Below are 13,539 nucleotides of genomic sequence, written 5' to 3' on the forward strand. Positions count from 1 at the left end.
TTATTAAAATGGATAATTTATTTACATCATCAACTCCTCAATCCTCTGGATTTCCGAAGTCGGATATACTGTTATCCACGATTTTTGAATATATGGGTAAAATGTCTACAGAAACAGATATCACTAAAATGCTTTTATTGCTAGCGGATTTAGGCACAAAGCTAGTTCAAGCAGATCGCTGTACAGTTTGGCTGCATGAATCTTCAAAGAATAGCGTTTGGACAGTAGCAGGACATGGAGTAGAACGGATTACCATATCCGATACAAGCGGTTTTGTAGGTGAAAGCATACAAACAGGAACGATTATTAATGTGGAAAATGCATATTCAGATGAGCGTTTCAATACAGCTGTCGATAGGGAAACGGGTTATCGCACCCAATCTATACTTTGCATCCCATTCAAAAACCAAGAGGGTAAGATAATCGGAGCCTTTCAGGCTATCAATAAACTTGGGGAGTCCTTCTTTACAAAAAAAGATGAAGAGTTGTTAACTTTCGCCTCTACGTACGCCGGAAAATCACTGGATTCCTTTATCTTACATAACGAATTATTGGAAACTCAAAAAGAAATGATAGAAACCATGGGGGAAATAGGGGAGAGTCGATCACAAGAGACAGGCAATCATGTCAGACGTGTCGCGGCCTACTCCTATAAGTTGGCCAAGCTTGCAGGTATTTCAGAACCACAGGCATTGCAGCTTCGCTACGCATCTCCTATGCACGACATCGGTAAAGTGGCAACACCTGATTCAATACTCCTGAAACCTGGTAAGTTAACGTCCGAAGAATTTGAAAAAATGAAGTTGCATACGGTGATTGGATATAATGTTTTCCGGAAGTCGGATCGTGAATTGTTAAAGACAGCTGCAATCATTGCTTATGAACATCATGAAAGATGGGATGGCGGGGGATATCCCAGAGGATTGAAACAAGAACAGATTCATATATACGGAAGAATTACAGCAATCGCAGATGTATTTGACGCACTCGGAAGTGATCGGGTGTATAAGAAGGCTTGGCCACTCGAGGATATTGTAGCGTATATTTCTGGACAGCGAGGCAAACAATTTGATCCTACACTCGTTGATTTATTTCTTGGACATTTAGATGACTTTGTCGCAATTCGTGATCGTTATACCGACAGGATGTGAGGGAAAGATGGCAAAAATCATCTCTATAGAAGAAACTCGTCTAGTGAACCGGCCGCTTGAAGAGGTGTGGGAAATTGTTTCCGATACCAACCGCTTGAACCGATACATTGGATTGTTTCCAGTCAACTTTGCACCGTTTACGACTAGGTCTCAGCGTCTCGTCCGTAAAGCAAAAGGGAAAGCTTTCGGTTTGTTGGAGATCGAGTGGGATGAAAACGTCTTCGAGTGGGTGCGGAACTCCTTCTATTCCGTTGAACGTAATTATACAAAAGGACCTGTCGAACGTGTCATTTGGAAAGTGTCACTTGAGAAAGTGAGCGAACTCGAAACGAATATTATGTTGACTGGAGTGTTCGAATACCGTTCACTTATTGGCAAAGTGGCGTTAATGAAAGGAATCATCCCCCAGCTCTATCAAACCTTCACTTATGTCAATGAAGCTGCAGTAACAAAGGAAGAGCTGCTGTCAGTAAAAGAACAAAAATCCATCCAAGTCAATGAACGACTTTTACTAGATGCAGAGAACCACTTGAAGGAGTTGTCTCTTGAGCCGGGCCTTGTGAATGCTCTCATCAGGACCATTCGTATGGCATCGGATGAAGCAGTGACAGCTATTCAGCCCTATCGTTGGGCAAAAGAACATGGATTTTCTAAGAAACAAACAGTTCGTCTCTTTTTGTTTGCGAGTGAAGCCGGAGTTCTGGATTATGAGTGGAGTTTAATGTGTCCGAACTGCAGAGTCGCTAAAGATCACGCCTCTTTCTTGAAAGATGTGAAGAACACGGTTCACTGTGATCTGTGTGGAATAGACTATGAGCTCGATTTTGAAAACTATGTAGAAATGACCTTTCAAGTGAATGGGGCGATACGTAAAACGAACAAAGAAATATTTTGCATAAACGGGCCCACCAATTCGCCTCACACTTTAGGGCAGTTTAGGGTTCCGCCTCATACAACAATTTCTATCCCATGGACCCGAATTTCTAAAGAACTGCAAGTGAGAGTAGTGAAAAATAACTTTAAAGTCCCCTTCACTTATGAACCGGATAGTAAGTATTCCCAACTCCATATTCAGCCGGATGGACTAGTCGAACCGTTTCTTATTCAAAGCAGCAACATTTCATTAGTCAATGAAAGTGATAAAGAGCAGATCGTGGCATTTGAGGAAACGCAATGGGATGCAAATGCACTTACAGCCCGCGAAGTAACCTCACTTCAATTGTTCCGTGATTTACTACCAGCTGAAGTCCTTGCCCCAGGCATGCAAATCGGGGTAGGTAAGTTAACCATTCTGTTTACAGATTTGAAAGATTCGACTCAATTGTATGAACGTGTCGGTGATGCCAGCGCATATAGCGATGTCCAAAAACATTTCACGTCGCTGGGAAGCATAATACGTAACTATGAAGGAACCATTGTAAAAACAATTGGTGATTCGATCATGGCGTCATTCGCTTCCAGCTTTCATGCACTGTCTGCGGCGGTCGAGATCCAATCATCTGTTTCGGCACTGAACAAAATATTAAGTAACCCGGTCACAATAAAGGTCGGTTTACATGAAGGCCCTGTAATAGCGGTCAATGCAAATGGCGTGCTGGATTACTTTGGAAGAACTGTTAACATGGCAGCTCGAGTCCAACAGCAGAGCGTCGGGGGAGATATCGTATTGGAGCGGAAACTGTTCGAAGAGATGCAGATTGAAGAAGGATTAGGAGCCGTCTCAGAGTTCACGACGACACTTCATGGATTGGAATCGCCAATTCAATTAATCAGATTGAAACCGCCGCTAGATGGCTTAGAATAAGAGAATCTATTTTGAATTTTCTGTATTCCGTAAAGGATAGCAAAACCACTAAACTTCCCAATTCCTTAATGAAGCCGAAAACAGATGAACAACCGTACTAAAAGCCATGCGATGGATTGCATGGCTTTTAGTACGGTTTAATTTTTCAATCGATTAATGATTTCCGATACATAATGCATGGTCCGGGAAGCGGCTTCTTCTGGTGTCGCTTCAATCCGATTATTAAGGAAATTCATGAGCATCCCTTGCCAGATTAGGATGGTGACTTCGTTGAGGGATTCAATTTTATCCGGGTCTAGTTTGCCTTGCTCTGCAGCCCTCTTTAATATGGGATTGCCTCTATTTACAACATTTTGTTCAAGTAAGCTCGATCTGATTTCTGCAGGGACGTCTACTAAATCCGATGGATAGAATTCGTAATACTTCTCCAATAAATGATCGGGGTTATCACCTAAATCGCGTATGAAAACGGAGAAGAAAATATCCGGCTGCTTGAACGAATATTCACAAAAACATTCCCAAGCCGTTTCATATTGATCTAATGGACAAGATTTGCCGTTCATGCGCTTTGTTACCTCAACCGTATACTCCTTCAACAATCTCATCGATGCAAAAAATAACAAGTGTGAAAACTCTTCGAAGTAGTTATAAATGGTTGCACTATTGTAACCTGCACGATCAGCTACTTTCCGGATTGTAACCGCCTTCGCACCTTCTTCTTCAATGATATCAGTTGCCGCCTCGACAAAGTACTTCCACATTCTGCTCTTTTGAAGCTTTTTCTTATCCATTTAAAGCGCCTCGCTTTTCTGTTATAAGCCGATATGTACAATACTACCAGTTTATTCACTATACATGTAACTTGAACAACTGAATGTATTCTGATATTATAAACACGTTCACAAGATAATCATGATTATAAATTAATAATGAAGATTTCGCAAACTTTTATGACTTCATAGACTTTATCAATTACATAGTGAAAAGATTATATGAAAGCGTTATCAAAGTTGCGTTTGTGAAACAATAAAAGGGGGTTGAAGGATGCGGAAAACGAAACTAGATCCATTCGTGTTTTGGACATCGATTGTGTTCATATTATTGGTAACTGTGCTGCTTGTAATTTATAGGAAAAGTGCCGAACCGGTCTTGGACAACGTGATGACGTTCATAACGTTTAGAATGGATTGGGCATTCCAGTTTTTAACTTTTGGGCTATTCGTATTTCTGATTTGGCTGGCTTTTAGTAAATTCGGCCGCATTAAATTGGGCGAGGGGAAACCGGAATTCTCCAGTTTCAGTTGGGGCGCGATGCTGTTTACAGCCGGAATGGGAACCAGCATCATGTATTGGTCTATGATTGAACCTATTTCCTACTTTTCAGGTCCGCCATTTGGAATTGAACCAGGTTCAAATGAAGCAGCTGAATGGTCGCTGACATATGGTCTGTTCCATTGGGGAATTTCTGCATGGTCACTCTATGCGTTTCCCACCGTGGTGATTGCATACTCCTATTACGTAAAAAAACGACCATCTCTTAAAATCAGTACAGCTCTTAGCGGTGCACTTGGTAAATACGCAGATGGATGGGTTGCAAAACTTATTGACGTACTAGTCATTTGGAGTTTAGTCGGTGGACTTGGGACTTCATTGGGGCTTGGTGTGCCAATGGTCTCTGCAGTAGTAGGATCGATACTATCCATTGAACCAACTATTGGAATGGATGCCGTTATCGTTATACTCATTACGGTAATTTACTCTGCGAGTGCTTTTCTTGGCTTGCAAAAAGGGATTCGAAGACTAAGTGATATTAATATCTATTTAGCAGTTGCCCTTGCACTCTTTGTTTTCATCGCAGGACCTACTTCGTTTATACTCACGTATTTCTCGAATAGTTTTGGACTGATGCTTCAAAACTTCACCTTTATGAGTTTCCACACGGATCCAATATCCAAAGGTGGATTCCCACAAGGCTGGACAGTATTCTATTGGGCCTGGTTTGCGGCAACCGCTATGTTTATGGGATTATTCGTCGCCCGAATTTCCAAAGGGCGTACGTTGCGTGAACTGATCACCCACATGCTGTTGTGGGGTTCAATTGGTGGTTGGATCTACTTCATGGTCTTCGGCGGTTACTCTATGAACTTACAGTTACAAGGAGTTTCCGATGTCGCAAAAACTCTGACCGAACAAAGTGGACCGGCAGCTGTAGTGGAAATTCTCCGTTCTTTACCGCTGGATGTCATCGTGCTGCCATTCTTTGTAATCGTGGGTGTTGTGTTCTTATCGACTTCTATGGACTCTGCAACGTACATTTTAGCCGCTGTTGCGACGAAAGAACTGCAGCCTGGAGAGGATCCTGCCCGTTGGCACCGTATGGTTTGGGGTGCAATACTTGCGGTTCTTTCCATATCATTGCTTCTAGTTGGAGGTCTTCGTGTTATCCAGACTTCGGCAGTGGTTGTAGCAGTACCGATTTTCGTCATCTACTTACTGCTTCTTGTTTCACTTATAAGGTGGCTGCGTGAAGATTTCCCGAATGAAAATTTAAACAAATAATTGGAGGCATCACTCATGGTATTTAACGTAAGAGAAACAAATCGAACTATCCGCACAACATTCCCGGAAAAAACAAAAGAATTGGCGAACGTCATGATTCCGCTTTCTGACGGTACACAATTGGCTGCACACATCTGGCTGCCGGAAGATGCAGAAATCAGACCTGTACCGGCAGTTCTTGAGTACTTGCCTTACCGTAAGAACGAATTCACCGCACTGCGTGATTCTTTGCGCCACCCATACTTTGCGGGTCACGGTTACGCGAGCATTCGTGTGGATATCCGTGGAACGGGTGATTCGGATGGCATTTTGTATGATGAATACTTAAAGCAAGAACAGGATGACGCATTGGAAGTATTGGATTGGATTACCAAACAACCGTGGTCAACAGGCAGCATCGGGATGATTGGCAAATCATGGGGTGGCTTCAATGGGCTCCAGGTTGCCGCGCGTCAGCATCCATCGTTGAAAGCGATTATCACCTTATGTTCGACAGATGATCGTTATGCAGATGATGTCCACTACAAAGGTGGTGCGATGCTTGCATCCGATATGCTTTGGTGGGCAAGTACAATGTTTGCCTATAATGCCCGTCCGCAATTCCCGGAAGTGCGAGGAGATTCGTGGAGAGCAAACTGGCTGGAGCGAATGGAATTGACGCCGCCGTATGTAGAAGAATGGGTAAGACATCAGCGATATGATTCTTATTGGAAACACGGCTCTGTGATCGAGAACTATGAGGATGTGACCATCCCGGTCTTTGCAGTTGGTGGCTGGGCAGACGGATATACCAATGCAATTCCTAGGTTATTAACCGGTTTAAATGGACCCAAAAAAGGATTGATTGGCCCATGGGCGCATGAGTACCCTGAAATGGCTGTACCCGGTCCGCAAATAGGATTTTTGCAAGAAGCTGTCCGTTGGTGGGATGAGTGGTTAAAAGGAGAGAAGACAGGCATCATGGAGGAGCCGATGGTTCGTGTCTATATGCAAGACAGCGTGCCTCCGCAAACAGACTATTCATATCGTCCTGGTCACTGGGTTGCCGAACAACAATGGCCGCCTGCGGATGTAGTGGAGAAGCAACTGTTTTTGAATGGCAAGAACTTAAGTGAAACAGCCGAAGGTAAAGAGGTAATCGTATCGTCCGTTCAACAACACGGATTGTATGCAGGTGTTTTCTGTCCATTCGGCCAGCCAGGAGATTTGCCGGCAGACCAGCGAATTGAAAACGGGATGGCAGTTGTTTTCGATGCAGCACCTGTTATAGAAGACCAGGCAATTCTAGGGGAACCCGAATTCCGCTGCAGAATCACATCGGATAAAAAAGCTGCCCACCTTGTGGTTCGCCTTAATGATGTGGCACCTGATGGTTCTTCTACGAGAGTCACATGGGGCGTGTTGAATCTAACTCACCGCGAAAGCGACGAGACCCCAAGTTATTTGGAACCAGGAAAACCATACGACATAGCCGTAAAAATGAACGTCATCGGGCATACACTGCAAAAAGGCCACCATTGGCAGCTTGCAGTCTCACCAAACTATTGGCCGCACATTTGGCCATTCCCTGAAGCGGTGACCTTTACTGTAGAAACAAGTGAAGAAACTTCACTGATCTTACCAATTAGAAACCCTAAAGATCTGGACAACACATTATTACCTTTTGCTCAAGCGGAAACAGCGCCCGTCTTAGAGAAAGACATTATGCGTGAAGCCGGGCGTACACGTGAAGTAAAGCATGATGTAGCAACCGGTGCTTGGATTTTAGATGACTTCTCAGATGAAGGAAAGCGCAAATTGCACGTTAATGGAATTGAATACGGAAGTACTAATCGCAATGTCTACACCATCCAAGAAAATGATCCTCTCAGCGCCCGTGTAGATTGCGACTGGACATTGAGCGTTGGGAAAGATGGTTGGCAAACCTATTTAGAGACAAAAAGTACGATGACAGCTGATGAAACCAATTATTATATCATGAATGAATTGAAAGCATGGGAAAACGAGGAAGAAGTGTTCCACAAAAAGTGGGAAGAAAAGATTGAACGCGATTTCACTTAAGGTGATGATAGTACAAAAATTCCAATGAAGCGGTTGAGGGGTTCAGTGAATACTGATATCCTCAACCGCTTTTTTTAAGATGAAAACAGCGGGGGATTGTGCTTCGGCCGACAAGGGTTCTGGTGACTGAGGAATTTATCGTCGTAGAGATGCACGCGTGCTCATAGATCAGAAAATGTGATTATGAACCAAATCAAAGCGCTAACAAAATGGGTAACCCAATAAAAAGACATACAATTAGGAACCAAAAACTAAACTGCATTCAGTTATCTATAAAAAATCGCTCCCTTAGACAAGTATCTTGTTTACAACCTCCGGCTAGAAGGGAAGACTTCTAGTAATACATAAAGGAGGTAGCGTTATGAATCAGCCAGAGTCCTTAGAAGAGTTTGTGAAACTAGCTTCTCAATTTCAGGGAGATCGCAAGACGCTGTATGTGAACCAATCCGATTACACACCTGAAGAAGAAATTGTTTCCGATGAAGATACTGCAGGCGGAAACACCATGCAAATGATCCGTTTACTTGCTTCGTCGACAACGGATGCAACCTATTGGGAGGAACCAGTTTACGACAGCGGAGAATTGGAACAACTCAATATTCAGCTTGATTCATTAGACACCTTCAGCCGGGAAGTCCTCACATTGCAAGACATGGAAAAAAACAAATCCCACTTTGATATCTGACGGGACTACATCTGAGATGAAACTGAACCTTCATGACATGTCTTTTCGCACTCGCAGCAAATTGCGTTTTCGTTTATAATGAAGGTAGATGATTAATAAGAACAGGTTCAGCCATTTTAGAATGGCTGACCTTTTTTTACGGACCGAAAGAAGTGAAGGCCATGAACCGAGATATTTTTAAAGAGACGGTAAAATGTGAATTGACTATGACAACGAGCGCTCGTAATGGGATTGAAAAAATCGCCAAAGACGAATACGCTTTTTTTGCTATGCAAAAATCATTCTCTGTACATATCGAAAAAAGACCTGGAAATCAGCAAGGCAACCAAGCTTTTTCATTTTTCTTCGATCCTGAAGGAAACCCGAAACTGAATGAAAGGTTAGACGGACGCGTTCCTGTCTTAGAATGCATTGTGAAGAATGATGGGTTCCTTGCCACAGGATTTCATGTAAGAGGGAAACGGGAACCTGTAGCAACGAATCGACGGTTGCGGGCAACTGTCAAATTCAAGTTAGGAAAGAGTTCCGGAATTCCCATGCCCATCGATTTTGCAACACTCTTACGTGAACTTCCGGTTGCAGAAGAACGTTCGGAGTATGTAAAAAAACGAATTGGCGGCTGGGAAGGTTATTTGCGTATTATGGAAAAGAACGCGGATGTTGAAGATCTTCACGCACGTGTAAAATCGGTTACACTGAGTGAAGATTTCAACCAAGCATCTATCCGGATTGATGGTCTGCCAGGCAAGGCTTGGAGAACCATAATAGGGTTTTCAGCTAAGTTCGCTGGAGGGACTTATGAACTAGGAAATGTCATTAATGCAGATAAGAAAACGAATCGTGTTGATATAGAACTAAAGGGCAAAGCCATCCGTAGTGCACGTAAAACCGGTTTTCAAGGACAAGAATTCGAGTCGATCGTCTTCAGTAACTTTGCAGAACTAAGCCAAGTAAGAAGACTTAGAAGAGGGTTCAAAGATCTGCAAGATGGATTGGCAGCGAATGCCAACTTGGAAAAAATCTTATTTGAAGAACGCCCTGTTGTAAAAATAACGAATCGCAGGGAACCCCTTGAGTTTGAAACCTCATTGAATGATTTCCAACAGGAAGCAGTCACCGGAGCCATGAATGCAAGTGACTTGTACGTCATACAAGGTCCACCCGGGACAGGGAAGACTACGGTAATCTCCGAAATTTGTAATCAGGCAGTAAAGGCGGGCTTACGGACGCTCGTCGCCTCTCAAGCGAATCTCGCGGTAGACAATGCTTTAGGCAGATTGCTCCACAATCAAGACATCCGTATTTTGCGTTACGGCAGGACCGAAAGCATAGAAGAGGAAGGTCGTAAATTCATTGAAGAAAACGTGGCGGAGCACTGGCGCACTCAAACGTTAGAAGCGATGGAAACGCAACTTGCTCAACACAGTCAGCTTGAAGAAACGCTTCGCTTAGAAGAAGAAGCATGCAAACAAAAAAACGGAATTCTTCTCGCTCGGAAATCGGAGTTGCTAGAGCAACTGCAGCTTTGGAACAATGACAAAGAAAGACTCCTTTCAGTTCAAGAGGAAATAAAAGAAGGGAAGCGTCAAAAACACGAACTTCAACTAGCAGTTGAGAAAAACAAAGCAGCGATAAAAACTTCCGAAGGAAAGCGAATCGAAACGAATAGTGAAATAAACCGCTTGGAGAAGTTAATGATCGAATTTTCAACTGCGGACCTGAGTAACCTGGAACGTGAACGCGCTGAAGTGAAAGAAAGAATCGACCTACTTAAAACGAGCCGCTCGTTATCGGAAATGGTTGCTCAAGTAAATGAGTTGCAGGCTGCCATTAGTGATACTTCCGTACAGATGGAAACTTATCAAACAGCTCTCGATAAGTTGAAGAATATTGGGAAATTGAATGATTTAAAAGATCTTTTGGATGAAGTGAACTTTGTCCCTTCACCCGATCTGGATTTCAAGATGACTGAGTTGATCCGCCAAATTGACCGAATTCAAGAAGTGGGCGGTGAAGAAAGCTTTTCAGCATGGTCGGATACGATTGTCAGGGTCGAAAAAGCAATCACTACCGTTACAAACATCTTGGAAGAGCATCAGTTCCACAATCGTATTCGCGTTCCAAAGGGTTTCCGGAATCGCCACACCTTACAGTCAATCCACGAAACGGTAAGCCGTGTGGGTCGTTATTTAGTTCAGCCGAATGTGAAAAAGATATTAAGCACAACGTCTTTTTCAGTGGAATCTTATGATTGTCTGGAAAACTTAACAAAAGCGGTTGGTTTGCTTCATGAACGGAAAAACTTCATTTCCGCGTTTTTGTTAGAAGCGCAATCCACGACTTTGTTGTTCGAAGACATTAAAAAGAGTGTAAATGATGTCTTCAGTAAAAACCTTTCACTTTTAACAACAAAACAGAAAGATATGCAAAGCAGTTCCGATCGGTTGAACGGGCAATTGTCAGAAGTACAACACCTGAGAGATGAGTCTTCTTCACCTGATGCCTTAGCTGCAGCTATTAGCGAGGGTGAAGTGTCACTTGCAGCTCTTTCCAAAACCATAGAGGATACACTTGAAGCGGAGAAATCCTTAAAAGTAACCGAGCTGCAACTTGAAAATGTCCGCGAACAAAAGGGAATGATTCAAGCTGCAATCCAAGCTAACTCAATCTTGGAGAGTGAACAAAGTGAGCAACTGAATGCGCTTGAAGGAATGCTTAGAGAGCGGCAGACATTAGAGGAGACACTCAAACAGTCGTTACTCAACGATCCCGCACCGCTGTTAAAAGAAAACGACCGAGCTCTTTCGGAGGTGGCACGACAGTTAGAGCTTGTAAGTAAGCAACTCTTGAACATTCCGGCCATCCAATCTGTGCAAAGAATGTGGCATCAGATGCTGACTGAAGCAAGCCCATATGACTTGGATGAAATACGGAAACTTTATGTCAAACACGCAAATGTAATTGGTACTACGTGTGTCGCTTCTGCACGCAAAGAATTTGCAGAAGAATATCCAGTCTTCGATTTAGTTATTATAGACGAAGTTTCAAAAGCCACACCGCCTGAATTGTTGCTCCCGATGCTGAAAGGGAAAAAGATCGTGCTCGTAGGTGACCATCATCAGCTGCCACCCCTAGTAGGACAAGAAACAATGGAAGAATTTTTAGAGGAAATGCCCGACGATGAACAGAAAAAAGATATGGAGCGTTTGTTGAAAGAATCGCTCTTTGAACGTCTGTTCAGGACGCTGCCGAAACAAAATAAGACGATGTTAGGTATTCAGTACAGAATGCACGAGCGCATCATGAAGTCCATAACCCCGTTCTATAACGAAAATGGCTATGAGCTCATTTGCGGGCTCCCTGATTCGGATGCAGCACGGGCCCATCATCTTGAAACCGATCTGATTGGACAAAGGGATCATCTGCTTTGGATAGATCAACCGAATACGCCCGATTTCTATGAAGCGAAACCAAAAGGCGGTACTAGCAGATACAACGATAGTGAACTGACCACCATTCGAAAAATTGTACAAGACCTGGACCAAGCTACAGCAAAGGCGATTACTCAAGGGAAACTTCCAGTGGATACGAAGAAACAAGTCGGTGTGATCAGTTTCTATGGAGAGCAAGTTAAACGCATTAATCAGCTGATTCAAGAAGATCTTCAAACGGACCGTTTGGTTTTCCGCACCGGTTCAGTCGATAAATTCCAAGGAATGGAAATGGATATTATCATCGTCAGTTTTGTTCGGAATCATGGAGAAGCAAGCGGTGAAATCGGGTTTGCAAAAGACTACAGAAGACTCAATGTAGCACTTTCTCGTGCAAAAGAGTTGTTGATGATCGTCGGAAGTTCAGACATGTTCCTCAACAGACCCAAATCGAAAACGACGCGTAACATGTACCAACACCTATACGATGAAATCAGCAGACAAGGGGGCATCCGTTCACTTACCCAGCCAGTCACATAATGAAAGGAGGGGAACCTCACCGTGGACGAGCTGAAAAAAAGGTTGCAAAAAGAATTACAGCAGTCATTGGATAACAAAGTTCTGTCGGAATTGTCATGGACCCTTACAGCACAAAAAGTGCTCATTTCCTACGAGACCGTAACGAAAACTAAAATGGATGTCCTGATGAAAATGATGTTGATGACTTTGCAGCAACTAAGCATAGAGCACCCCGAAGAACTTGCCCAAGTACTCGGAGTCGAATTATTATTTGTTGAAGATCTCCTTTCGATGATGGAAGGTGCAGGGCTTGTAGTGAAAAAAGACGTCTGGTCAGTTACGGAATTAGGGGTTACCCAATTAACAACAGGGATGCTTCTGCATGAGATACAAACCGAAGAAGCTGTCCTGTTAGTCAGTCCGCTGCACAATGAATTCCTGGAAGCGGAAAGACCTCAACAATTTATGGAAAGGCAGGAGCCATTCCGTTATGAAGAAGATCCCAGTAGCTGGTCTACAAAGGGTCTGACCACTGAATTTGTCCGCAATCAGCTAACTGAATTAGTGGAACAGGACAATACGTCTGAGTGGCAGAGAGTTGTGGAACAGGTGCTGAAAATTGAAAAGGTCGGACAGGTTCAAATCCCCTGTTTTGAGTTTCACATCCACAATATGGATCAGGACGCCCTATATGCAAGGATATGGAACACGTATACGGATCAATGGGATGAAACTTTGGAACAGCTAGTTATGACAAAAGAACGCTCCAACTGGCGCAGACGTTATCTACCTAATGAGGAGGAATAAGACTTGAGACAGGATGCAGCGTATTGGATACGACACTTACAGCTTGAACCCCATCCGGAAGGTGGCAGCTTTGCCAGTTCGTTTGCTGCAGATAGCACAATCGAGACTTCTCGTGGTAAAAGACCCCTCTATACGAGCATTTACTTCATGTTAGCGGATGGAGAAGTTTCCCACTTTCATCAGCTCCAATCAGATGAACTGTGGTATTATCACGACGGAAATGCGTTAACTGTCCATATGATTTCACCGGATGGCGACTATTCAGCTGTGAAACTAGGATTGGATATTGAGCAAGGGGAAAGACCGCAACTACTCGTTCCAGCAGGATCTATTTTCGGATCATCCATGATTGAAGATGGAGACTATGCACTCGTAGGCTGTATGGTAGCCCCAGGTTTCGATTTTGAGGATTTTAAATTGTTCACTGAAGAAGAGCTAGTGGAACAGTTCCCTCAACATACTGAAATTATTCAAACAATGACACGCTAAAAAGACGTTCAGCCGAATATGGCTGAACGTCTT

At 43.4% G+C, this 13,539-nt stretch carries 9 protein-coding genes; 8 read left to right on the forward strand and 1 reads right to left on the reverse strand.

What is annotated here, in order from left to right; translation table 11 throughout:
- Window positions 1-8 precede the first annotated feature (8 nt).
- Both ABE021_RS03290 and ABE021_RS03295 read left to right on the forward strand, forming a co-directional pair.
- A complete protein-coding gene (locus ABE021_RS03290) occupies window positions 9-1,151 on the forward strand; it encodes an HD domain-containing phosphohydrolase (RefSeq protein WP_430286773.1) in 1,143 nt (380 codons plus the stop codon).
- A gap of 7 nt (window positions 1,152-1,158) precedes the next feature.
- The gene (locus tag ABE021_RS03295; RefSeq protein WP_430286774.1) at window positions 1,159-2,955 is read left to right on the forward strand and encodes a DUF5939 domain-containing protein; all 1,797 of its coding nucleotides are present in this window, start codon (window positions 1,159-1,161) and stop codon (window positions 2,953-2,955) included.
- A 137-nt stretch (window positions 2,956-3,092) separates the two neighbouring features.
- On the opposite strand, the gene ABE021_RS03300 is transcribed toward ABE021_RS03295, so the two are convergent.
- Window positions 3,093-3,746, reverse strand: a complete 654-nt coding sequence (locus ABE021_RS03300) for a TetR/AcrR family transcriptional regulator (protein ID WP_430286776.1) — start codon at window positions 3,744-3,746, stop codon at window positions 3,093-3,095.
- A 253-nt stretch (window positions 3,747-3,999) separates the two neighbouring features.
- Here ABE021_RS03300 and ABE021_RS03305 point away from each other — a divergent pair, with 253 nt between their 5' ends.
- The 6 genes from ABE021_RS03305 to ABE021_RS03330 all read left to right on the forward strand — a co-directional run bounded on the left by ABE021_RS03305 (window position 4,000) and on the right by ABE021_RS03330 (window position 13,506).
- Complete coding sequence (locus ABE021_RS03305) at window positions 4,000-5,514, forward strand: BCCT family transporter (protein WP_430286777.1); 1,515 nt, start codon at window positions 4,000-4,002, stop codon at window positions 5,512-5,514.
- Between the two features lie 15 nt (window positions 5,515-5,529).
- Complete coding sequence (locus ABE021_RS03310; protein WP_430286778.1) at window positions 5,530-7,575, forward strand: CocE/NonD family hydrolase; 2,046 nt, start codon at window positions 5,530-5,532, stop codon at window positions 7,573-7,575.
- A gap of 361 nt (window positions 7,576-7,936) precedes the next feature.
- Window positions 7,937-8,260, forward strand: a complete 324-nt coding sequence (locus ABE021_RS03315; protein ID WP_430286779.1) for a hypothetical protein — start codon at window positions 7,937-7,939, stop codon at window positions 8,258-8,260.
- A gap of 161 nt (window positions 8,261-8,421) precedes the next feature.
- The gene (locus ABE021_RS03320) at window positions 8,422-12,231 is read left to right on the forward strand and encodes an AAA domain-containing protein (RefSeq protein WP_430286781.1); all 3,810 of its coding nucleotides are present in this window, start codon (window positions 8,422-8,424) and stop codon (window positions 12,229-12,231) included.
- A gap of 21 nt (window positions 12,232-12,252) precedes the next feature.
- A complete protein-coding gene (locus ABE021_RS03325; protein WP_430286783.1) occupies window positions 12,253-13,017 on the forward strand; it encodes a hypothetical protein in 765 nt (254 codons plus the stop codon).
- A gap of 3 nt (window positions 13,018-13,020) precedes the next feature.
- Window positions 13,021-13,506: a cupin domain-containing protein gene (locus tag ABE021_RS03330; RefSeq protein WP_430286785.1), complete on the forward strand. Its 486-nt coding sequence runs from the start codon at window positions 13,021-13,023 to the stop codon at window positions 13,504-13,506.
- The last annotated feature ends 33 nt before the right edge of the window (window positions 13,507-13,539 follow it).

This window comes from Sporosarcina gallistercoris (assembly GCF_050459885.1).
Classification (GTDB): domain Bacteria; phylum Bacillota; class Bacilli; order Bacillales_A; family Planococcaceae; genus Sporosarcina; species Sporosarcina gallistercoris_A.